Genomic DNA, 21,830 nt, shown 5'->3' with positions numbered 1-21,830 from the left:
GTGTCCCGGCGGGCTCAGCCGTGCTCGCCCATCGCTGCGAGAACCGCACCCGAGTCAGCCACCCAACCGAAGATGCCGCCCTGCGCCTTGATCATCGCAAGTCCGGCAGCGTGGAATTCCGGAAAATAGGAAGCGCAGCCGTCGGCGATGACGATGCAGCGATAGCCGCGGTCGTTGGCCTCGCGCACCGTGGTGTTGACGCAGACCTCGGTGGTGACGCCGCACACCAGCAGCGTGTCGATGCCGTATTTCAGCAGCACGTCGCCGAGCTCGGTGGCGTAGAACGCGCCCTTGCCGGGCTTGTCGATGACGACCTCGTCGGCGCGCGGATACAACGCCGGGATGATGTCGTGGCCCGGCTCGCCGCGGATCAGGATGCGCCCCATCGGCCCGGGATCACCGATCCGCAGGCTCGGGGCGCCGCGCGCCATCTTGGCGGCGGGCGCATCGGACAGATCGGGCAGATGCCCCTCACGGGTGTGGATCACCGGCAGCCCCACCCGCCGCGCGGCGGCGAGCACGGCCGTGGTCGGCGGCACCGCACGAGCGAGCTGCGAGACGTCGTTGCCCAGCGTCTCGCCGAAGCCGCCGGGCTCGAGGAAGTCGCGCTGCATGTCGATGATCAGCAGCGCCGTCGTCGCCCAATCGAGACTGATCGGCGAAGGCTCCGCCACGATGGTTGCAGACGCGGCGGATGTCGGGGGCTGCATGACGTTCTCCTGATCGGATCAGGTCGCATGATAGAGCAACGTCGCCCGCAAAGTCAGCGGGCAGCGGCGCCTCAGCCGATGAAAAGCGCGATCAGCGTGCCGACGATGATGCCGCCACACGCAGCCGAGAGGCCGAACGCCGCGCCCCACACGGCGAAATACAGGATCACGGAGCCCAGACTTTTCTCGAGATGATCGCCATACATCAGGAAGCCCGCGGCGCAGCCGGCGAGCAGTACGGCTGCCACGACGATCCGTACCCACAAGGCCCGCCGCGGCGCGCGCGCCTGATACCACGCGCCCCACCCGAACGCCGCGGCCAGCGCCAGCCAGATCAAGATAAACCGGACAGCCATGGTGCCTTCCTGCAGATCTCCTGACTACAGCTTTCGACCTAAAGGGTGAAGTCAACGATCGGATGACGCGTCGCATGCGGCACGGTTTTCGGCTAGGTTCTGGCCCACTCCGGCCTGGAAGAGTACGCCCCCGCTTGACCGATCCGTCCCCGCTCCCGCGACCGACGCGCCAGCTGGCCCCCGACGCCAGGCCGGGCGACGCAGCGTTGTTCGAAGCGATCGGCCTGACCAAGCGCTATGGCGGCTTTGTCGCCAATGATTCGATCGATCTCGCCGTCGCGCCCGGCCGGATTCACGCGCTGCTCGGCGAAAACGGCGCAGGCAAATCGACCCTGGTGAAGCTGATTTGCGGCCTGATCCAGCCGGACGGCGGCGCGATGCGTTGGCGCGGCGCGCCGTTCGCCCCCGAAGGCCCTGCCGAGGCGCGCGCGCACGGCATCGGGCTGGTGTCGCAGCACTTCGCGCTGTTCGACAACCTCACCGTCGCCGAGAACGTGGCGCTCGGCTTGCCTGCCGCCACGCCGCTGCGCTCCTTGGCGGCCCGGCTCGCGCAGGTCTCGGAAGATTACGGCCTGCCGCTCGATCCCAAGCGCGAGGTCTGGCGGCTGTCGGTCGGCGAGCGGCAGCGGATCGAGATCGTGCGGGCGCTGCTGCAGGAGCCTCGCTTCCTGATCCTCGACGAGCCGACCGCGGTGCTGACGCCATCCGAGGCCGACCGGCTGTTCGCCGAGCTCGAGCGGCTGCGCGCCGAGGGCCGCGCCGTGCTGTATATCTCGCACCGGCTGGACGAAGTGCAGCGGCTGTGCGACGTCGCCACCATCCTGCGCGGCGGCCGCGTGGTCGCGACATGCGATCCACGCGCCAATACCACGGCCTCGCTGGCGCGGCTGATGGTCGGCAGCGAGGTGAGCCAGCCGCGATCGCAGCCGGGCCATGCGATCGGCGCGGCACGCCTGTCCGTCGCCGGTCTCGACATCAACCCGGACGACCCGCACGGCACGGCGCTGCAGGCCGTATCGTTCGACGTTCGCGGCGGCGAGATCGTCGGCATCGCGGGCGTCGCCGGCAACGGCCAGGAAGAGTTGTTCGCCGCGCTGTCCGGCGAGGCGCTGGTGCGCGACGCGCGCAGCATCCTGATCGATGGCCAGCCGTGCGGTGATCTGCCGATCACCCGTCGCCGTGAGCTCGGCGCCGCCTTCGTGCCGGAGCAGCGGCTCGGCCATGCCGCGGTGCCGACGCTGTCGCTTTCGGACAACGCGCTGCTGACGCATCACGCCGAGCCGAGCCTGGTGCGGCACGGCTTTATCAGACGCGCCGCGCTGCGGGACCTGGTCGAGCGGATCAGCACGGCGTTCGATGTCCGCACCGCGGCGCGCGATCCGGAAGCGCGGCGGCTGTCGGGCGGCAATCTGCAGAAGTTCATCGTCGGCCGCGAGATCCTGCGGCAGCCGAAGCTGCTGGTCGTCAACCAGCCGAGCTGGGGCCTCGATGCCGGGGCGGCCGCGGCGATCCGGCAGGCGCTGATCGACCTCGCCGCGCAGGGCGCCGCGGTACTGGTGATCAGTCAGGATCTCGACGAACTGATCGAGATCGCCGACCGGATCGGCGTGATGTTTCACGGCCGGCTGTCGCCGCTCGCGGCATCGTCCGCGATCGATCGCGAGCAGCTCGGTCTACTCATGGGCGGCAGCGGTTGGCCGCAGCGGGAGGCGCAGCATGCCGCTGGTGCTTGAACGCCGCGCGGAGCGATCGCCGCTGGTCGCGGCGCTGTCGCCGCTGATCGCCATCGCGCTGACGCTGCTCACCATGACGGCGCTGTTCGCTGCGCTCGGCAAGGACCCGCTCGCCGCACTGACTGCGTACTTCATCGCGCCGCTGACCGACAGCTACGCGTTGCAGGAGATCGCGGTGAAGGCCTCACCACTGGTGATGATCGCGATCGGGCTGGCGCTGTGCTACCGGGCGAACGTCTGGAACATCGGCGCCGAGGGCCAGATGCTGATCGGCGCCGTGGCGGGAAGCTGGCTGGCGGTGATCACCCACGGCAGCGAGGCGGGCCCGTGGCTGCTGCCGGCGATGCTGCTGCTCGGCGCCGCGGCGGGCGCGCTCTATGCGCTGATCCCGGCGCTGTGCAAAGTCCGGTTCGGCGCCAGCGAAATCCTGATCAGCCTGATGCTGGTCTACATCGCCGATCTCGTGCTCGACTATCTGGTGCGCGGGCCGTGGCGCGATCCCGCAGGCTTCAACTTCCCGACCACCGCCGAATTCGACGCCGCCGCTACGATGCCGCTGCTGATCGACGGCAGCCGCGTCCATGTCGGTGTGATCCTGACGCTGCTAGCGGTGATCGGCGCGACGATCCTGCTCGGCCGCACGCTGAAAGGCTTCGAGATCCGCGTCGTCGGCGCCGCGCCGCGCGCCGCGCGCTTCGCCGGCTTCAGCGCCGAGCGGCTGACGCTGACGACCTTCGCGATCTCCGGCGCGCTGGCTGGACTCGCCGGCATCCTCGAGGTCGCCGGCCCGGTCGGGCACCTGCAGCCGGGCTTCTCGCCGGGCTACGGCTTCACCGCGATCATCGTGGCGTTTCTCGGCCGACTCAATCCGCTGGCGATCTTGATCGCCGGGCTGTTTCTGGCACTGACCTTCATCGGCGGCGAGCAGGCGCAGATCACGTTGAAGATCCCGCAGGACATGACGCGGGTGATCCAGGGCGTGCTGCTGTTCTACGTGCTCGCCTGCGACTCGCTGATCCTGCACCGGATCCGCTGGACGGCGCCGCAGCGGAAGGCGGCCTGACATGTTCGAAGCGATCCTGCTGTCGATCATCGCCGCCTCGACGCCGCTGCTGCTGGCGGCGAGCGGCGAACTCGTCGCCGAGCGCGCCGGCGTCCTCAATCTTGGCGTCGAGGGCATGATGATCCTCGGCGCCGCCTGCGGCTTCGCCGGCGCATGGGCCACCGGCTCGACCGCGATCGGCACGCTGTGCGGCATCGCCGCCGGCATGGCGTTGGCTGCGATGTTCGCGCTGATGACGATCGGCCTTGCGGTCAATCAGGTGGCGGCCGGCTTAGCGCTCACCATTCTGGGGACCGGCCTTGCCGGCCTGATCGGCCTTTCCTTCGTCGGCGAACGCATCACGCCCGCGCCACATCTGGCGATCGAGGGCCTCACGTCGCTGCCGGGCATCGGCCGGTTGCTGTTAGGCCAGACGGCGTTCGTCTATCTGTCGGTGGGACTGATCGTCGCAATCGCCTTCGTGCTGGCCCGCACCCGCATGGGGCTGATCCTGCGCGCCGCCGGCGACGATCCGGCCTCGGCGCATGCGCTCGGCCATCGTGTGGGGCGAATCCGTACGCTCGCGGTGCTGTTCGGCGGCGGCTGCGCCGGGCTCGCGGGCGCCAGCCTGCCGCTGGCCGATACGCCGTTCTTTGCGCCCGGCATGACGGCGGGCCGTGGCTGGATCGCGCTGGCGCTGGTGGTGTTCGCCTCGTGGCGGCCGGGCCGTCTGGTGGCCGGGGCCTATCTGTTCGGCGCGGTGTCGATCCTGCAATTGCACGCGCAGGCGTTCGGGCTCGGCATGCCGCCGCAACTGATGACGGCGCTGCCCTATCTTGCCACGATCCTGGTGTTGGTGCTGATCTCCCGGGTGTGCCGCGGCGGATCGGTGGCGCCGGCGGCGCTCGGAACCAGCTTCGTTCCGGATCGGTAAAGCGAAACAGATACATCACGTGAGCGGAGAGGACTGGATGACGAAGGCGATAGTGACGGCGGCGCTGCTGCTGGCCGGATGCGCGGGGCTGTCGGGCGCCGCGGCGCAGGACAAGCCCGCCAAGCTTAAGATCGGCTTCGTCTACATCGGCCCGGTGGGCGATTTCGGCTGGACCCATCAGCACGATCAGGCGCGCCAGGCGCTGGTCAAGCAGTTCAGCGACCGGATCGAGACCACCTTCCTCGAAAGCGTCAGCGAAGGGCCCGACGCCGAGCGCTCGATCGAGCAACTCGCGCGCGCCGGCAACAAGCTGATCTTCACCACCTCGTTCGGCTATATGGATTCGACCATCAAGGTCGCCAAGAAATATCCCGACGTGAAGTTCGAGCACGCCACCGGCTACAAGCGCGAGAAGAACGTCGCGACCTATTCGGGCCGGTTCTATGAGGGCCGCTACGTGCAGGGCACGATTGCGGCAAAGATGTCGAAGAAGGGCGTGCTCGGCTATATCGGCTCGTTCCCGGTGCCCGAAGTGATCTCCGGCATCAACGCCACCATCCTGGCGGCGCAGAAGGTCAACCCGGATATCAAGGTGAAGATCGTCTGGGTCAATTCCTGGTTCAATCCCGGCAAGGAAGCCGAAGCCGCCAAGGCGCTGCTCGATCAGGGCGCCGACGTGATCATGCAGAACACCGACAGCGCCGCCGCGATGCAGATCGCCAACGAACGCGGCGCGCTGGCCTTCGCGCAGGATTCCGACATGATCAAGTTCGGCCCCAAGGCGCAGCTGACCGGCATCATCGCCAACTGGGCGCCCTACTACACGGCACGCGTCCAGGCCGTGCTCGACAACACCTGGCAGCCGGGCGACACCTGGGGCGGGCTGAAGGACAAGATGATCCTGATGGCCCCCTACACCAACATGCCCGAGGACGTGAAGAAACTCGCCGCCGACACCGAGGCCGGCATCATCGACGGCAGCATCAAGCCGTTCGCCTGCCCGGTCGTCGATCAGGACGGCAAGGACGTCGAATGCAAAGGCGGCGATCACCTCGACGACAGCCAGATACTCGGCATGAACTTCTACGTGAAGGGCATCGACGACAAGATCCCGGGGAAGTAGCGACGCGGGCGGGACCGAAGAGTGATCGCGCCCCCTCGCGGTCATCGCCGGGCTCGACCGGGCGACCCAGTATTCCCGGGCGTTCGCGGCTCGGCGCCGCCCGCACTCTGCGATCCTGGACCGCCCGCCTGCGCGGGTGACGACACGGGTGAATGGTCGAGCCCCTCAGCATCATCAATAGTGATACGCGGGCACCTCAATGCAGCCGCGGTCCCTTCAGGAACTTGGCGCGGTCGGCGGAGTGGAGAGTGACGTCGAACGTCGCGCCGCCGCTGAACAGGGTCAGCGGGACTTCGACGCCGGCGCTGCCGAGCGACCAGAGCTTGCGATAGAAATCGGCTTCCGTGGACACCTTCTCGCCCGCAACCGAGAGGATAACGTCGCCGGTCTTCAGCTCGGCGCGCGCAGCCGGCCCTTTCGGGGCGATGCCGACGACCACGATCTTGTCCTCGATCTCGGTCGAGTACAGGCCGAGCCACGGCCGCGCCGGCTTGTTGGGCCGGCCGATCGTGCGCAGATCTTCGAGCACCGGCTTCAACAGATCGATCGGCACCATCATGTTGTAGTGTTCGTCACTGCCGCTGCGCTCGATCTGCAGCGAGCCAATGCCGATCAGTTCGCCGGTCGCCGACAACAACGCAGTGCCGCCCCAATTCGGATGCGACGGCTCGGTGAAGATCGCATCGTCGAGCAGATACTCCCAGTAGCCGGCGAACTCCTGCCGCGCCGCGATCCGCCCCGCGACCGAGCGGCTGCGTCCGCCGACGCCGCCGACGATCACGCGGTCGCCGGTCTTCGCCGCCGACGAATTGCCGAGCGGCAGCGCCGGCAGATCGATCGAGCCAAGCGCCTGCACCAGGCCGAAGCCGCTCTCCTGATCGAAGCCGACCGCATGGCCCTCGACCACGCGACCATCGCCGAGATGCAGCCAGACCGTCTCGGCCTCGGTGATCAGATAGCCGATCGTGAGCAGCAGACCGTCATCGATCAGCACCGCGTTGCCGGCGCGTTCGGTGCCGAGCGTATTGGCCGTGAAGGCGTCCGGCGGAATGATCGCGTGCAGGCCGACAACGGCCGACAGCGCGCGGTCGAGATCGAACGGAAAGTCGGCGGCACGCGGCCGGATCGCGGCCGGCACATTCCATTCGGGCAAGGAAGGCATCCGGCGTCTCCTGTTCGGCCCAACGGGCGGAACACGAAATATCGGAGCCGGCAGGGCCAATTGCAAGCCGGGGTGGCGGCCGGAGCCGCCGTTCCGCGCCGGGCTCAGCCTTCCTTATGCACCTGCGACGTCTCGACGATCTTGCGCCAGCTCTCGGTCTCGGCCCGCATCATCGCGCCGAACTGGGCCGCATCGCCGTGCAGCGGGATCGCGCCGAGCTCGGCGATGCGCTGCTTGATGGTCGAATCGTCCAGCGCGGCGTTGATCGACAGGTTCAGACGGTCGATCACGTCCGCCGGCGTACCGTGCGGCGCGCCGACGCCATAGAACGAACTGGTGTCGTAACCGGCGAGCGTATCGCCGATCGGCGGAACATCGGGCAGCACCGCGGAGCGCTCGCGCATGGTGACGCCGAGCGCGCGGATCTTGCCGGCATTCACCAGTTCGAACGACGAGGTCACATTGTCGAACATCGCCTGGATCTGGCCCGACATCAGGTCGGTGAGCCCCGGCGCGGAGCCGCGATACGGCACGTGCACCAGATTGACGCCAGCGAGCGACTTGAACAGTTCGCCCGACAGATGCAACGAGGTGCCGATACCCGAGGAGCCGACGCTGATCTTGCCGGGGTTGGCCTTGGCGTAGGCGATGAACTCCGCGACGTTCTTCACCGGCAGATCGTTGTTGACGACCAGCACCAGCGGAATTCGGGCGAGCCCGGCAACCGGCGCGATGCTCTTGGCGAAATCGAACGGCAGCGTCTTGTCGAACGACGCGTTGATCGCGTTGGCCGTGCTGGTGAGCAGCAGCGTGTAGCCGTCGGCCGGAGAGTTGATCACCGCCTGGGTGCCGATCGTGCTGCCGGCGCCCGGCTTGTTCTCGACCACGAAGGACTGCCCCAGCTTCTCGGACAGATACTGGCACACCATCCGCGACAGCACGTCGGTGGCGCCGCCTGCCGCATAGGGCACGATCCAGCGCACCGGGTGGGCCGGATAATTCGAGACCTCTGCGAAGGCAGGCGTCGCCCGTACGCCGAATAACGCGGCGGCAGCACCCACCGTCGAACCGAGAAACGCACGCTTGCTGATCATCATCGTCTCCGACCTGGTATCTCTCCAAGCCTATAGCGCTGTTCCGCCGCGGCTTCATCGCAATGCCGCAGATGTGGTAAAGGCCGACGAACCCGGACGGCCACCCCGCGCGCGCCAACGATAAGCCAGCGTTAATCCCGCTTTCCTACACTTCGCGCGCGGCGGTCCGTCACCGCCGGCGCTCCGGTCGGCGGCAGCCGCGGTCCGCGCCGCCCCCTCGCGCCTGGCGCGACACGGTTAACGAAGTGTTTTCTCGCCGGCGACGCAAGGTTGCAGCATGACCGACTTTGCCATCGCGGCTCCTTCGAGTACGGCGCCTCGCCTGCGCAGCCTGCAGCTCGCGCTGCTGTGGTTCGTCGGCGCCAGCGGCGCGATCGTCTTCATCGAGCCAAGCCCGTATGAATTCGCCGTCCTCGTGTCCCTGCTGCTGTTCATGGCGACGGGACTGCGGATCACGCCCGCGCTGCTCATTCCGATCGGACTGCTGATCGGGGTGGAATTCGGCTACACCATCGGCGCTTCCACCCTGCTCGACGATCCGCTGATCCTGAACTGGCTGCTGACCTCCTGGTACATGGCCATCACCGCGATGTTCTTCGCGCTGGTCGCGCTGGAAGACACCAGCGCGCGGATCGATGCGATCGCCAACGGCTATCTGGTGGGCGGCCTGATCGCCGCGCTGGCCGGCATCGCCGGCTATTTCAACCTCATTCCCGGCGGCGGCGATCTCCTCACCTTCGCGGGTCGCGCGCGCGGCACCTTCAAGGACCCGAACGTGCTCGGCGCGTTTCTGATCTTTCCGGCGATCCTCGCGCTGCAGCGGGTGATCGAGGGCTCATTCTGGAGCGCAGTGCGCAACGCGATCGCGTTCGGCATCATCGCGCTGGCGATCTTCCTGGCCTTCTCGCGCGCCGCGTGGGGAACGCTGGCCGGCGCGTCGGTGCTGATGGTCGCGCTGATGTTCGTCACCGCCCCGACGCAGCATCGGCGGCTGCGTATCGTGCTGCTGGCGATGCTGGCCGGCGTGTTGCTGATCGCTGCGCTCGCGGTGCTGCTGTCGTTCGACCAGATCGACGCGCTGTTCAAGGAGCGCGCCAGCCTGTCGCAGCCCTATGACAGCGGCCGGTTCGGCCGATTCGGCCGGCATCTGCTCGGCGCCGCGATGGCGCTGGACTATCCGACCGGCATCGGGCCGCTGCAATTCCGCCGCTTCTTCCCCGAGGACACCCACAACTCTTTCCTGAACGCCTTCATGTCCGGCGGCTGGATCAGCGGCATCCTGTATCCGGCCCTGGTGTTCATCACCGCGGCTTATGGTCTGCGCAACGTCTTCGTGCGCACGCCGTGGCAGCGCACCTCCATCGTCATCGTCTCGACCATGATCGTGACGCTGCTCGAGAGCTTCATTATCGATACCGACCATTGGCGGCATTATTTCTTGCTGCTCGGCTTGACCTGGGGCGTGGCAATTGCGAGCAGTCGCGTCCGGTTCCAGAGCAACGCCAGCCCCTGACCTCCGGCTCGTCGAGGCCGGCCACGGAAAGCCCAGATGGAGAGCTACATCCTCGTCACCGGCGGCGCCGGCTATATCGGCAGCCACATGACGCTGGCGCTGCAGGCCGCCGGCGAGCGCCCGCTGGTGATCGACGATCTCTCCACCGGCCGGCGCGATGCGATCCCGGACGGCGTGCCACTGTTCCAGGGATCGGTCGGCGACGCCGCCTTCGTCGGCCACATCATGGACCGCTATCCGATCGCCGCGATCGTGCATTTTGCGGCCAGCATCGTGGTGCCGGACTCGGTCGCGCAGCCGCTCGATTACTATCGCAACAACACTGCCAACGCCCGCACGTTGCTCGACTGCGCGGTGAAGCGCGGCGTGCCGCATGTCGTGTTCTCGTCGACCGCGGCGGTCTATGGCGAGCCGGACCGGACGCCGATCGCCGAGGATCAGCCGACGCAGCCGATCAATCCTTACGGACGCTCCAAGCTGATGGTGGAGTGGATGCTCGGCGACGTCGCGCATGCCCACCCGTTCACCTACGCGGCGCTGCGTTACTTCAACGTCGCCGGCGCCGATCCGGAAGGCCGCACCGGCCAATCCACGCCGAACGCGACGCATCTGATCAAGATCGCCGTACAGGCCGCGCTCGGCAAGCGCGACGGCCTCGACGTATTCGGCACCGACTATCCGACCGCCGACGGCTCGTGCATCCGCGACTACGTCCACGTCAGCGACCTCGTCGCCGCGCATCTCGACGCGCTGCGCTATCTGCGCGCGGGCCATCCGAGCATCACCTGCAACATCGGCTACGCCACGGGCTATTCGGTGCTCGAAGTGATCGAGGTGGTGAAGCGCGTCTCGGGCGTGGACTTCCCGGTCCGCATCAAGGGCCGCCGCGCCGGCGATCCCGCGGCGCTGGTGGCGTCGAATGCGCGCGCCAGGACGGCGCTGGGCTGGACGCCGCGCTACGACGATCTCGAGACCATCGTGCGCCACGCGCTTGCATGGGAGAAGCGGCTCTAGCCGCGAGCCGGGTTCCACGCTGTGGATGAAACCTGCTCCATCCCGGCACGCCGCATCGTTCTGACACAGCGCTGATGCAGGCCGGCACAGTCGACCGCAAATCGCGCGCGCATCGTTACTGCATCATTAACTGTTTTACCTTGTCGCGCGGAAACGGTTAAGCCGCGCTTGCAAGGCTGTTAAGAAGCGCTGATTGTTTGTCTTCAATGCCAGTGGAACACGTCCTCAGCGACGATTTGGAATTCGCGATGCCCCAGGTGCAGATTGCCAAGCGAGCCCAGACGACGGGCGCCGAGCGGCGTGCGTCGGACCGCCGGGTGGCTCCGTTCTCGATCGAGTCGATCGAGGCGCTGCCGTTCGGCGAGCGCCGCGTCGGCGGCGAGCGTCGGCGCAGCCGCTTCCTGCACTGGAAGCGCAATCTGATCGGCGGCCTTCCGATCGTCGTGGCCGATCGAGTCGAGACCGCGCGCGCGATGGTGGACGAAGCGCTGAAGCGCCGCGGGCTGTGGCGCTACCCGGCCTACATGACCTCGACCAACGGCGAGGTGACGTATCGCTGCGCGGTCGATCCCGCCGAGCACGCGATGTTTCTGCAGGCCGATGCCATTCATGCCGACGGCATGCCGCACGTGTTCGTGTCGCGCTTCAAATGCGACGTGCCGCTGCCGGAGCGGGTGGCGACGACGGATCTGTTTCACGACGTCGCGCGGGAGGCGAGCAAGCGCGGCGCCACCATGTTCATGCTCGGCGCCGACGAAACCTCGAACCGGCTCGCCGCCGAGCTGGTCACAAGTCGCTATCCCGATCTCAAGCTGGTCGGACGCCGCAACGGCTTCTTCGCCGATCAGGACGAGGAGATCGCGGCTTGCCGGCAGATCGCCGAACTCGCGCCCGACATCCTCTGGGTGTCGATGGGCGTGCCGCGCGAACAGCTGTTCATCGGCCGGCATCGTCACCTGCTCACCACAGTCGGGGTGATCAAGACCTCGGGCGGCCTGTTCGACTTCCTGTCGGGGTCGAAGCCGCGCGCGCCGCTGTGGATGCAGCGCCTCGGCTTCGAATGGCTGTGGCGGATGGCGCTGGAGCCGCGACGGCTCGGCATGCGCTATCTCAAGACCAACCCCTATGCGATGTATCTGCTGCTGACGCAGACGACGCGCTGATCAGCCTCGCCGGCCGTCACTTGCGCGGCCGGAACAACATCTGGTCAGTGATGGCGATCTGATCCGGCCGATAATGGCCGATGCCCCATTCGGTCTGCAGCCCGTACGGCGGATCGTTCGAGGGGCCGATCAGCCACCAGCTTCCGCTGATTGGCTGCTGATCGCCCGTGAAGGTCGGGCCGCCCTCCGCGCCGTATTTTCCGTTCATGTAGTCGAGCAGATTGCGCGCCCATTCGCGCGTCTCGGGCGTGCGCAACGACGCACCCATTTCGCCGATCCACACCGGCGCAATGTTGTCGCGGACCAGATAGCCCCAGGTCGCATTCATCCGGTCGACAAAGCCCTTGCCGGTTTCGGCAATGCCCCAGCGCTTGGTGTCGGCGATCTCCTCCGGATATTCGTGAACCGAATACACCAGCTTGTTGGGGATCTTCAGCCGCACCGGATTGGCGCCTGCCGCTGTCAGATTGCCGGCCGGCGCCGCGAGGGTCGGGTCCATGCCGGAGGATTTCGGCGGCGGCTTGTAGGTCTCGGGTCCCTCGCAGATGATCAGCACGCCGGGCTCGACGTCATGGATCGCTGAGCCATAGTCCTCACACATCGCCTTGATATCGGTGGGGCCGCCGCCGCCCCAGGTGATATGGCCGCGGTCGCCGTTCGGCTCATTGTGCAAGTCGTAGCCGATCACGGTCGGATTGCCCGCGAAGGTCTTGGCAATCCGCAGCCAGTTCTCCTTGACCATCTCGGCGGAGAAGCGGCCCGGCGCGATGCCGTCGGTGTTATTGGTGCCAGGACCGAGATCGAACCACAGACCGTTGCGCTGCTGGCCGGCAGTGCCCTGATTGGTATGGTGATCGAAGATCACCTTCAGGCCGATCTGCCCGGCGTAATCGACGATGCGCCGGAACGCGGTCAACGTCGTGACGTAGCGATAGCGGCCGTCGGCGCGCGGCGTCTCGGACGCGAGCAGTTCGGGATTGAGCGTCGTGTTGATCCAGCCGAGCCGATCGCTGTAGCCGTGCAGCGGCGTGTCGAGGCCGAGGTCGATCCAGGGAAGACGCACGGTGTTGAAACCGGCATCGACGATGGAGTCGAGCACCGTCTTGTAGCTGACCGTCCAGATGCCGGAAGGCGCCGCGCCCGGCGGGCCCTCGGTGCCGTTCCAGCCGATCGAGGCGATCCGCACGGGGCGGCCGGCGTCGTCCACGATCTGGCTGCCGCGCGTGCTGAGATAGCCGGGCGGCAGCAGATAGCCCCCGCGTCCGGCGGGCCGCAGATCCGCCGCCTCGCGCACGATCGCCGGCGGATCGTCGACATGGCTGGGGACCGCGGCGTCCACGGCTCAGCTCACCCAGTCGCGCGGCGCATCCGGCTTGCGGAACAGCGCCGAGATCACCACCAGGAAGATCGCAAAGGTGAAGAAACGTCCGGCGAACGAGCCGAAGGTGTTGCACAGGAACAGGAACACGGCGATCGGGAAGATCGCCTTCCAGGTCATCCGCCGATACGCTTCCCAGATCAGCAGGAGCACGCCGAGCATGATCATCGAGGCGACCACCACGCCCTGGAACACGCTCATCTGGATGAACGGATTCTCGACGCCCCATTCCAGTCCGAACGAATACACCTGCGAGCGCACATAGTCGGTGTGCGCGCCCCACAGCATGTCGCCCCAGTTGAACGACAGCAGCAGCGGCACCATGATCCAGCGGGTCCGTGCGCTGCCGCCATCCTCGGTGAAGCGATCGAACATCTGATCGAACGCGCCGATCGAGGCCAGCACCGCGACCGCGGCGATGCCGATCGGAATGATGGTGAACCACACGATCAGCGCGGTGCGCGACAGCTTCATGCCGGCTGCGGCGCGCAGCAGCGTCCACGCCAGCATCCCGGCCATGATCACCGCCGTCAGCAGGAACGCGGTGCGGCCGCCGAAGGCGAGCAGCGCGGCGCATTGCAGCCCGATCATCGGCATCCGCAGATTTTGCCGCAGCGCGGTGCCGGCGCCGCACAGCAGGCTGACGATATAAACGCAGGTGATGGTCGCGGCGTGCAGCGGGTGGCTGAGAAACGCGGTCGCGCGCGGTTCGACCGTGGTCATGCCGTCCGGCGAGTAGGTGATCAGCGGGAAGATATTGAAGCCGATGGCGAGTTCGATCACCGCCAGCAGCGCGTTGGCGAAGAAGAACCAGTGCAGGAAGCGCTCCAGCCGGTCCATGTTGTCGGGCGACACGAACGGCAGCAGCATCGCGCACAGGAACAGATGCAGGTCGGTGTCGAAGAACATGCCGAAGCCGTTGCGGCCGTCGGCGACGATGTTGACGACCGCGAACACCGACGCGCAGAGAAAGAACAGCGAGCCGAGCTTGGTGGCCAGATAATAGCGGGCGAGATCGCCTTTCTGCGGATAGGTGACGACGAACACGCCGAACAGCAGCACGATGAAATAGGTCGAGACGTGGATCTTGGTGATCGGCGAACCGCCGATCGAGCTGTAATCGTAGCCGATCAGGTCGAGCACATTTGCCGACACGATGAACAGCAGCACGATGTAGATCGCCATCATCTTCTGGACGAGCGGCCCGGCGAAGGGCAGCCGCAGCCGAACCAGCGACGTGGATGGCGCAGCAGGGCCGAACGCCGCCGACGAATGCGGCGTGCCCTGCCCGCGCGCCGTCATGCCGCCACCGAGACGTCCGGCTCGACGATCACCACGCGCGCCTTGACCTGGCGATGGCGCAGCAGTTCGACCAGGATCGCCGCATCCTCGCTCTTGCCGCCCGCGCCCTGCGACAGGAACACGACCTCGTCGGCCATGTAGTACAGGCCGAATTCGGAAGCCGACCCGCCCATCTCGCCGCCGTCGACGATGACGCGGTCGAACACGCGGAGCTGCTGCAGCGCGGCGGACAGCGCCTGCCTGGCTCGCGGATCGCGCGCGGCCAGCGCCGACAGCCCGACCGGGACGACACGCATCGCGGTCGGCTTGTGCAGCCGGACGACGTGATGAACGTCGGCGGCGCCGTTCATCACGTCACGCAGGCCGGGCGCCTTGTCGAAGCCGAGCCGCGAGGTGGTCGAATGACGGGCGAGATCGGCGTCGACCAGCATCACATCCAGCCGGTTGGCGATGACGGTGCGGGCGAGCTGCAGCGCGACGTCGTCGAGCCACGCGCCGCGCTGGACCTGCACCAGCACGATGGTGGTGCCCTTCGGCGCCGCGAGCAGCTCTTCGCCGAGCGCCGCAAGACGGCCGACCTTGCTTTGAACCACGGCCGGCCGCGGCGCTGGCGCGGAGGCGACCACGTCGGCGGGCGCCAGCGCCGGCGCATCCGGCACGGCTTCGGGATCCGGCTCGAGGCCCGGACGATCGAACGCGTCGCGCGCCAGCGCCGCCGCGATGCCGATGGTGATGCCGGCGAACAGCGCCGCCGCCAGCATGATCAGCGTCGGCGGCCAGCTCTTGCTCTCCGGCGTGGTGGCGCGCGAGATCAGGCGGATGTTGGTGGTGTCGATGCCCTGGCGTTCCTCGGCGGTCTTCGCCTTGGCGAGGAAGCTCTCGTACACGATGCGGCTCGACTCCGCCTTGCGCTCGAGTTCGCGCAGCGGAACCATCGCCTTGTCGTTGGTCTCCGACTGCTTCTTCAACGCGTCGAAATTGGCCTGCAGGTTCTGCACATTGGTCCGTTCGCTGGCCTCGGTATTCCGCACCGAGCGCGCGATGTTCTTCAGCTCGCGCTGGATCGCCGCCTGCGCGTCCCGCACCTGCGCGCGCGCCGCCTGCAGCGCCGGGTGGTTCGGTCCGTCGATCTGCGCGAGCTGCGCTTCCTCGCGCGACACGTCGGCGAGCCGCGACCGAAGCTGCACGATCGCGGCCGACTGGATCGCTTCCGGCAGCGCTTCGAGACCGGCGTCGCCATGCTCGATGGTTTCGATCAGGCGGACACGCGCCTGCGCGTCGGCGAGGCGCGTCTTGGCGTTGGTGAGTTGCGTATTGACTTCGTCGAGCTGCTGCTCGGTCACCATGCGGCTGCGGGAACCGACCAGATTGTTGGCCGCCTTGAAGGCCGCGACCGCCTCTTCGCCGCGCTTCACTTCCTGTCTTAGCTTGCCGAGTTGCGCCGAAATCGCCTCCGAGGTGCGGCGCTGAAATGCCGAATTGGCGCCGGCCTGCTCTTCGAGATACGAGGTCGCCACCGCGTTGGCGAGCGCCGCCGCGCGCGGCGCCGTATCGGCCGACGCCAGAATATCGATCACGAAGGAGCGGTCGATCCGCTTCGTCGCGACGTTCTTGCGCAGATTGCGCAGCGTCACCAGCGCGCGGTCTTCGGTTCGGCCGAGACCGATCACCGATTTTACTAGCCGCCCGATCGTAATTCGCTCGCCGTTGAATTCGGGATCGTCCTGCAGCTTGAGCTGCTCGATGACGCGGTTCAGCACCTCGTTCGAGGTGATGATCTTGAGCTGGCTTTCCACCAGCAACAGGCCGTCGCCGGGAACCGAATTCTGCAGCGGGTCGTCCTTCGGCGTGTACTGATCGCGCGGATCGACGAACACCTGCGCGGTTCCGGTGTAGGACGGATGCGCCACCAGCAGATACGCCACCACGATGCCGCACAGCACCGCCGGGATGCCGATCACCCAGCTCCGCCGCCGCGACAGAATGCCGAGCACGTTCCTGAAATCGATCCCGTCGGAGATCCGGTCTGTCGGCACTTCGGGCGAAGTCGGCTTGGGCGACATGATACTTTACAACTCGCTGGATCTACGAACCCGGATCATGAGCCGCGAAGGCCGATGATGTAACTGCGGCGACGCGCCGCGATTGCGTCGATGCCGATGCCCGCGGCAGCCGCCGAACCCATCCGGACTACGCCTGAGCCGCTTTGCACACTGACTACAAAGTAAAGAACTAGGGTTAATCGGCGGTTACGCGTCGGCGCCGGGGGTGCATTGACGATCGATTAACACCGATCGCAACCGGAACAGCCGCGCGACGTTTCGCGCAGAGATCCTTCAGATTAACCGCATACAAGGATACTCACCCGGACCGCAGACATTTCCTGTAAACCGCCCACACAATGCGTAACTCTTCATTAACCTTGAACCGGCGCCTCACGGCCGGCCCATTGGACGAAGTTTTGCCGACGCCATCTCCGATGACCCGCGATCAGGACAGCCGGGCCCGCAGCGGCCTCGCCCTCGCGCGCCGCGAATCCGGCGAGCGATCGGCGCCGGACGACGCCGCGGAGGCGATTTCGGGCAAGCCGCAGCGGGCGCGCGTGCTGCTGGTGCAGACCCAGGCGGAGAACGCGGGCGCGCAGGAAATCTCGCGTCTGGTCGGCGCAGGCCTCGCGGCACGCGGCTATGACGTCCACAATCTATTCTTCTTCCGGCAGTCGCGGTCGTTCGACGAGCCACCGCAGACCGTGTACTGCGCGGCGCGACGGCCCGGCGACCCGCTATCCTTCCTGCGGTTTCTCGGCACGCTGCATCAACGCATCCGGCAGATCCGGCCCGACGTGATCCTGACGTTTCAGCACTACGGCAATGCGATCGGCGGCGCGGTCGCGCGGCTGGCCGGACCCGCGCCGGTGATCGCCAATCAGGTATCGGCGCGTCTGACCATGCCCGCCTGGCTGCGCGGCATCGACCGCGTGATGGGACAGCTCGGCGTATTCGCGCGGATCACCGTGAACTCGCAAGACATGTTGCGCGACTATTCGCGTTACCCGGATGGCTATCGCACGCGCCTGACGCATGTGCCGCACGGCTTCGACCAGAAGCGCCCGACGCTGTCGAAAGACGAGGCTCGCCGCCATTTCGGCCTGGCGCCCGACGCGACCGTGCTCGGCTCGGTGGCGCGGCTGCATCCGCTGAAGCAGCTCGACGCTGCGCTGCGCGTGCTGCCGGCGCATCCGGACTGGACGCTGGCACTGGCCGGCCAGGGGCCCGACGAGGCGCGGCTGCGCGATCTCGCTGCCGAGCTCGGCGTCGCCGAGCGGGTTCGCTTCGTCGGCGAGATCTCGCCCGAGCAGGTCGCGAACTTTCTCGCCTGCCTCGACGTCTTCGTGTTTCCCTCGCTGGCCGAAACCTTCGGGCTCGCCGCCGTCGAAGCCGCCCATGCGGGCGTGCCGGTCGTGGCGAACGATCTGCCGGTGCTGCGCGAAGTGCTGTCGTATCAGGGCGAGCCGGCCGCACTGCTGGTCGAGGCTTCCGACACGCCGGCGCTCGGTGCCGCAATCGCGCGCGTGCTCGGCGATCCCGCCCTCGCGTCGCAGCTGCGCCGAGCGGGCGACGGCCTGAAGACGCTCTATTCGGTCGACGCGATGGTCGACGAATATGTCCACCTCATCGAGCAGACGATCCGGTCCAAGGGGGAAGGATCACGTCGTGCTGGTTGAACTCCGTTTCGACGATCGCCGACCACGGCGCTGGATGCGCCATCTGACGACGCTGCTCGGCGACGTCGGCCCGCGACTGCAGATCGTCTGGGTGCACGCCGACGACACCCGCCCCGCCGGCCTCGAAGCCCTGCTCGATCTCGAGCGCATGCTGCTCCGCCGCGGCCGCGCCTGCGGGGCGGATTCCGATCCCGCCTTCGCGCAAGAGAACCGGCAGCCGCCGGAGACACCCGATGTCGTCATCGACTTCACCGCGATGCCGCGCGATCCGGCGCGGACGCCGCGGATGTACTTGCGGCCGCTGTATGACGGCGTCGCGGGGGAGGATGCGGCGCTCGCCGCGATCGTGGCAGGCGATCTGCCGCTGATCGAAATCCACGACGACATCAGCGGCGCCGTGCTGTGGTCGGGCAAGCCCTCGGGCGAAGCCGCCGAAGGCCTCGGCGGCGCGCTCGGAACGGTGATGGCCCGCACCGCAACGCTGCTGAAGGGCGCGCTCGAAACGGGCGTGCCGACCGCGCCGCCGCACCCGTTCACGTCACCTCGCACCGTGCGGTCGCCGGCGGCGTTCGTGCTGCGCGGCCTCGCCAGCAGCCTGGCTCGGCGCATCTATCGGCTCTGCTGCTACTCGCCGCATTGGCGCATCGGATGGCGTCACACCGACGATGCCGGCATCTGGAATTCGGGGGACCTCTCGGGCCCCGACTGGCGCGCCGTGCCGAGTCCGGCGAACCGGTTCTACGCCGATCCATTTCCCGTCACCTGGAAGGGCCGCACCTTCGTGTTCGTCGAGGAGCTCGACCATCACGTCGGCAAAGGCTTCATCTCGGCGATCGAGTTCGGCCCCCAAGGGCCGATCGGCGCGGCGATCCCCGTGCTCGAGGAATCCTGGCACCTGTCCTATCCGTTCCTGATCGTGCATCAGGACGAACTCTGGATGATCCCGGAGAGCAGCGCCGAGCACGAGGTGACCATCTATCGGTGCGCCGAGTTCCCGCACCGCTGGGAGCGCCACGCGACGCTGCTGGCGGGCGTCGAATTCGCCGACGCCACGATCGTGCAGCACGACGGCCTCAACTACATGTTCGGCGCGACCCGCGACGGCGCCGGCGGCTATTCCGACACGCTGTCGATCTACTATGCCGACGATCTGTTCGGGCCATGGCAGCCGCACGCGCAGCGTCCCGCCCTGGTGGATCGGGCCAGCGCGCGCCCGGCCGGCCATTTCGTTCGCCGCAACGGCCGGCTGTGGCGGCCGGTGCAGGACTGCACTCACGGCTACGGCAGCGCGCTCGGTCTCGCCGAGATCACCGAGCTGTCGCCGACGCGCTTCAGCCAGACCGTGCAGCACACGGTCACGCCAGGTCCGCGCTGGCCGGGCCGCAAGCTGCACACGCTGAATCGTTGCGGTCGGCTGGAGTTGATCGACGGCACCATCATTCAGCCGAAGATCGAGGCGCTACGGCTCCCGAGCCGCTTCGGCGAACCGGCCGGCGCGCCAAGCCGCTGAGGCCTAACGCGTCAGCGCCGCGGAATCCAGCGCACCAGCAACCAGCCCGCGATCAGTCCGAACGAGCCGCCGCACAGCTTCACCGCGGCATCGAACACCCGGCCGTGCCGCGACGGAGTCAGCACCTGGAGAACCTCGAACAGCGCCGCAGCACCGAGCACGACGACGGCCGCCAGAATGATGTAGCGAGGATAGGCCATCGCGAACAATCCGCCGACGACCGCGAAGGCGAGAAAGCGCTCGATCGATGGCGGCCAACCGGTGGTCGGCCGCAGTCCCAGCGGACTGAGCGTCGCCATCGCGATGAAGGCCAGACACAGCCACGCAGCAATACGCAGCAACACTTCGAATTTCGCCGGAAGCTGCTCCATCAATCCTCGTCTCGTCACGTCTTCCCATGGTTAACAGCGCAGCCCTCTGCGGATATTTCGGACACGGATACCGCGAGTCTTTACCCTACACGCAATTATCATTTGGCACGCCACCGAAGTGACTCCAATTAGAGTAAGTTGCAATACGATGCCAGCGTGTCGATGTCACATCGCCGTTCCGGCACATCGCTGACGAAGCGCGGCGTGGCCGTCGTTTCGTCACTTCTGAAGTTCCGCTCCGGTCAGGCTCAACCTGTGAAGTTCACCATTCCGATCGACAGATTTGTCGGCCTCCGCAGCAACGTCGCGGTTCGCACCATGACGGGCGCATTCGCGTTGCGCGTGGCGATCACGATCGCGAATCTGGCGCTGGTGACGCTCGCGGCGCGGATGCTCAGCCGCCACGATTTCGGCACCTATTCGATGCTGTTCAGCGCCGCCGGCCTGCTCAGCGTCATCGCCACCTTCGGCCAGCAGATCTTCATCACCCGGTCCTGGAGCGAGTTCAGCGCGGCAAACGACGAGGCGACGCTGAAAGGCGCCATGACGTTCACCGCCCTCGCCTCGCTGATCGGCGTCGCGCTGATCGGGCTGCCGTTCTTCGTCTGGTTCGCGGCCGAACACGACATCGCGCTGGCGCTCGCGGCGACGCTGTATCTGGTCTGCTATTCGCTGCTGCTGACATCCTCGCACTTCGCGCGCGGCGCAATCGGCGTCTGGGTCGGCGACGGCCTGACCTATCTGCCCGTGGCGCTGTGCCCGATGCTCTACATCGTGGTCAGCTACGCGCTCGGCGCGCCGATCGAGATGTATCGGATCTTCCTGAGCATGGCGGCGATGGCGAGCATCACCATGCTGATCCAGATGGCGCTCCTGCGCCGCCGCGTCCGCGCGCAGTTCCCCGGGATCGGGCGCTCCAGCTCGCGTTTCGATCTGCGCACGTGGATGGCGCGATCGACCAAGTTGTGGATCTCCGGCGCGCTGGAGGCCGCTAACCAATATGCCGACGTCGTGATCATCGGCTATCTGATGAGCCCGACCGTCGCCGGCGCCTATTTCGTCACGACACGGATCGCCAACGCGTTCGCGATGGCGACCGGCGCGGTCTACATCTTCTCCACGCGCCACTTCCCCAACCTGTACTACAATCGCCAGTATCGCCAGCTCGACAGTCTGCTCGACTCCGTCGCGCTGATCACGCTGGCGATCGTGATCGGCGGGCTGATGGTCGTGCTCGGCGGCGGCCACTGGATCCTGATGGCCTTCAACGCCGACTACGTGCCGTATTACGGCGCGCTGGCGCTGCTCACGATCGGTACGGCGGCGGTCGCGGCGGCCGGCCCGTCGGGCTCGATCCTGATGCTGACCGGACATGAGGGCAGCTATCTGGCGATCGTCGGCGGCACCGTCCTGATGCGGGCGGTCGGCTTCTTCATCCTGATCCCGATGTTCGGCATCACCGGCGCCGTGGCAGCGACCACCGTGTCGTTCGTCACCCTGGCGCTGTTGCTGCGCGGCGCAGCCAAGAGCATGACCGGCATCGACGGCTCGGTGTTGCGCCTCATGACCCGCCTGCGCCGCGGCCGCACCCCGCTTCGCGCGGAGTGAAGCGGCTCGGCGACGAGCTCAGCGACTTACGACATATGCCCGGAATGCCGTCATGGCCGGGCTGTCCCGGCCATCCACTCTTTATCCGTATTT

Annotated in this window: 18 protein-coding genes; 10 read left to right on the top strand and 8 right to left on the bottom strand. The window is 67.1% G+C overall.

What is annotated here, in order from left to right; all coding sequences use genetic code 11:
* Window positions 1-14: 14 nt before the first annotated feature.
* Entirely contained in the window at window positions 15-710 is a 696-nt protein-coding gene (locus tag ACFFJ6_RS02230) for a cysteine hydrolase family protein (RefSeq protein ID WP_378383900.1), read from the bottom strand.
* Between the two features lie 71 nt (window positions 711-781).
* Window positions 782-1,066, bottom strand: a complete 285-nt coding sequence (locus ACFFJ6_RS02225; RefSeq protein WP_378383898.1) for a hypothetical protein — start codon at window positions 1,064-1,066, stop codon at window positions 782-784.
* A 134-nt stretch (window positions 1,067-1,200) separates the two neighbouring features.
* Here ACFFJ6_RS02225 and ACFFJ6_RS02220 point away from each other — a divergent pair, with 134 nt between their 5' ends.
* Genes ACFFJ6_RS02220 through ACFFJ6_RS02205 form a run of 4 tightly spaced genes read left to right on the top strand, consistent with a single transcriptional unit; the run spans window position 1,201 to window position 5,898 of the window.
* Window positions 1,201-2,799, top strand: coding sequence for an ABC transporter ATP-binding protein (locus ACFFJ6_RS02220; protein ID WP_378383896.1), 1,599 nt, complete (start codon window positions 1,201-1,203; stop codon window positions 2,797-2,799).
* A complete protein-coding gene (locus ACFFJ6_RS02215; RefSeq protein WP_378383894.1) occupies window positions 2,783-3,862 on the top strand; it encodes an ABC transporter permease in 1,080 nt (359 codons plus the stop codon). Before ACFFJ6_RS02220 ends, ACFFJ6_RS02215 begins: the two co-directional genes overlap by 17 nt.
* Window position 3,863: 1 nt before the next feature.
* A complete protein-coding gene (locus ACFFJ6_RS02210; protein WP_378383892.1) occupies window positions 3,864-4,775 on the top strand; it encodes an ABC transporter permease in 912 nt (303 codons plus the stop codon).
* 37 nt (window positions 4,776-4,812) lie between these two features.
* Window positions 4,813-5,898 (top strand): BMP family ABC transporter substrate-binding protein, encoded by a 1,086-nt coding sequence (locus ACFFJ6_RS02205; RefSeq protein WP_378383890.1) that lies wholly within the window; start codon window positions 4,813-4,815, stop codon window positions 5,896-5,898.
* A 196-nt stretch (window positions 5,899-6,094) separates the two neighbouring features.
* On the opposite strand, the gene ACFFJ6_RS02200 is transcribed toward ACFFJ6_RS02205, so the two are convergent.
* Complete coding sequence (locus ACFFJ6_RS02200) at window positions 6,095-7,060, bottom strand: S1C family serine protease (RefSeq protein ID WP_378383888.1); 966 nt, start codon at window positions 7,058-7,060, stop codon at window positions 6,095-6,097.
* 104 nt (window positions 7,061-7,164) lie between these two features.
* Entirely contained in the window at window positions 7,165-8,154 is a 990-nt protein-coding gene (locus ACFFJ6_RS02195; protein WP_378383886.1) for a Bug family tripartite tricarboxylate transporter substrate binding protein, read from the bottom strand.
* A gap of 277 nt (window positions 8,155-8,431) precedes the next feature.
* Here ACFFJ6_RS02195 and ACFFJ6_RS02190 point away from each other — a divergent pair, with 277 nt between their 5' ends.
* The 3 genes from ACFFJ6_RS02190 to ACFFJ6_RS02180 all read left to right on the top strand — a co-directional run bounded on the left by ACFFJ6_RS02190 (window position 8,432) and on the right by ACFFJ6_RS02180 (window position 11,844).
* Window positions 8,432-9,667 carry an O-antigen ligase family protein gene (locus tag ACFFJ6_RS02190; RefSeq protein ID WP_378383884.1) on the top strand — a complete coding sequence of 412 codons (1,236 nt, stop codon included), beginning with the start codon at window positions 8,432-8,434 and terminating at the stop codon, window positions 9,665-9,667.
* A 36-nt stretch (window positions 9,668-9,703) separates the two neighbouring features.
* Window positions 9,704-10,681, top strand: a complete 978-nt coding sequence (gene galE, locus ACFFJ6_RS02185) for a UDP-glucose 4-epimerase GalE (protein WP_378383882.1) — start codon at window positions 9,704-9,706, stop codon at window positions 10,679-10,681.
* Window positions 10,682-10,929: 248 nt separating this feature from the next.
* Window positions 10,930-11,844, top strand: coding sequence for a WecB/TagA/CpsF family glycosyltransferase (locus tag ACFFJ6_RS02180; protein ID WP_378383880.1), 915 nt, complete (start codon window positions 10,930-10,932; stop codon window positions 11,842-11,844).
* Window positions 11,845-11,860: 16 nt separating this feature from the next.
* On the opposite strand, the gene ACFFJ6_RS02175 is transcribed toward ACFFJ6_RS02180, so the two are convergent.
* The 3 genes from ACFFJ6_RS02175 to ACFFJ6_RS02165 are packed head-to-tail and all read right to left on the bottom strand — an operon-like array spanning window position 11,861 to window position 16,587.
* The gene (locus ACFFJ6_RS02175; protein ID WP_378383878.1) at window positions 11,861-13,183 is read right to left on the bottom strand and encodes a glycoside hydrolase family 5 protein; all 1,323 of its coding nucleotides are present in this window, start codon (window positions 13,181-13,183) and stop codon (window positions 11,861-11,863) included.
* 3 nt (window positions 13,184-13,186) lie between these two features.
* Window positions 13,187-14,524 carry a VpsF family polysaccharide biosynthesis protein gene (locus ACFFJ6_RS02170; protein ID WP_378383876.1) on the bottom strand — a complete coding sequence of 446 codons (1,338 nt, stop codon included), beginning with the start codon at window positions 14,522-14,524 and terminating at the stop codon, window positions 13,187-13,189.
* Entirely contained in the window at window positions 14,521-16,587 is a 2,067-nt protein-coding gene (locus ACFFJ6_RS02165; RefSeq protein ID WP_378383874.1) for a GumC family protein, read from the bottom strand. Before ACFFJ6_RS02165 ends, ACFFJ6_RS02170 begins: the two co-directional genes overlap by 4 nt.
* A 416-nt stretch (window positions 16,588-17,003) precedes the next feature.
* Here ACFFJ6_RS02165 and ACFFJ6_RS02160 point away from each other — a divergent pair, with 416 nt between their 5' ends.
* On the top strand, window positions 17,004-18,248 hold the full coding sequence (locus tag ACFFJ6_RS02160) for a glycosyltransferase family 4 protein (protein WP_378383872.1): 1,245 nt from the start codon (window positions 17,004-17,006) through the stop codon (window positions 18,246-18,248).
* Window positions 18,238-19,758: a glucosamine inositolphosphorylceramide transferase family protein gene (locus ACFFJ6_RS02155; protein ID WP_378383870.1), complete on the top strand. Its 1,521-nt coding sequence runs from the start codon at window positions 18,238-18,240 to the stop codon at window positions 19,756-19,758. The genes ACFFJ6_RS02160 and ACFFJ6_RS02155 overlap by 11 nt, the downstream gene beginning before the upstream one ends.
* Before the next feature lie 11 nt (window positions 19,759-19,769).
* Here ACFFJ6_RS02155 and ACFFJ6_RS02150 read toward each other — a convergent pair whose 3' ends face one another.
* Complete coding sequence (locus ACFFJ6_RS02150; RefSeq protein ID WP_378383868.1) at window positions 19,770-20,129, bottom strand: hypothetical protein; 360 nt, start codon at window positions 20,127-20,129, stop codon at window positions 19,770-19,772.
* 204 nt (window positions 20,130-20,333) lie between these two features.
* On the opposite strand from ACFFJ6_RS02150, the gene ACFFJ6_RS02145 reads away from it, so the two are divergent.
* Entirely contained in the window at window positions 20,334-21,737 is a 1,404-nt protein-coding gene (locus ACFFJ6_RS02145; RefSeq protein WP_378383866.1) for a lipopolysaccharide biosynthesis protein, read from the top strand.
* Window positions 21,738-21,830 lie beyond the last annotated feature (93 nt).

Source organism: Rhodopseudomonas telluris, assembly GCF_042432815.1.
Lineage (GTDB): Bacteria > Pseudomonadota > Alphaproteobacteria > Rhizobiales > Xanthobacteraceae > Rhodopseudomonas > Rhodopseudomonas telluris.
Note: the sequence above shows the minus strand (reverse complement) of the source record. Positions and strands in the feature narration are given on the sequence as shown.

Coding starts and splice junctions, on each gene's coding strand:
- ACFFJ6_RS02230 (WP_378383900.1), bottom strand. CDS start 710: ATGCAGCCCCCGACATCCGCCGCGTCTGCAACCATCGTGGCGGAGCCT.
- ACFFJ6_RS02225 (WP_378383898.1), bottom strand. CDS start 1,066: ATGGCTGTCCGGTTTATCTTGATCTGGCTGGCGCTGGCCGCGGCGTTC.
- ACFFJ6_RS02215 (WP_378383894.1), top strand. CDS start 2,783: ATGCCGCTGGTGCTTGAACGCCGCGCGGAGCGATCGCCGCTGGTCGCG.
- ACFFJ6_RS02210 (WP_378383892.1), top strand. CDS start 3,864: ATGTTCGAAGCGATCCTGCTGTCGATCATCGCCGCCTCGACGCCGCTG.
- ACFFJ6_RS02205 (WP_378383890.1), top strand. CDS start 4,813: ATGACGAAGGCGATAGTGACGGCGGCGCTGCTGCTGGCCGGATGCGCG.
- ACFFJ6_RS02200 (WP_378383888.1), bottom strand. CDS start 7,060: ATGCCTTCCTTGCCCGAATGGAATGTGCCGGCCGCGATCCGGCCGCGT.
- ACFFJ6_RS02195 (WP_378383886.1), bottom strand. CDS start 8,154: ATGATCAGCAAGCGTGCGTTTCTCGGTTCGACGGTGGGTGCTGCCGCC.
- ACFFJ6_RS02190 (WP_378383884.1), top strand. CDS start 8,432: ATGACCGACTTTGCCATCGCGGCTCCTTCGAGTACGGCGCCTCGCCTG.
- galE (WP_378383882.1), top strand. CDS start 9,704: ATGGAGAGCTACATCCTCGTCACCGGCGGCGCCGGCTATATCGGCAGC.
- ACFFJ6_RS02180 (WP_378383880.1), top strand. CDS start 10,930: ATGCCCCAGGTGCAGATTGCCAAGCGAGCCCAGACGACGGGCGCCGAG.
- ACFFJ6_RS02170 (WP_378383876.1), bottom strand. CDS start 14,524: ATGACGGCGCGCGGGCAGGGCACGCCGCATTCGTCGGCGGCGTTCGGC.
- ACFFJ6_RS02165 (WP_378383874.1), bottom strand. CDS start 16,587: ATGTCGCCCAAGCCGACTTCGCCCGAAGTGCCGACAGACCGGATCTCC.
- ACFFJ6_RS02160 (WP_378383872.1), top strand. CDS start 17,004: ATGACCCGCGATCAGGACAGCCGGGCCCGCAGCGGCCTCGCCCTCGCG.
- ACFFJ6_RS02150 (WP_378383868.1), bottom strand. CDS start 20,129: ATGGAGCAGCTTCCGGCGAAATTCGAAGTGTTGCTGCGTATTGCTGCG.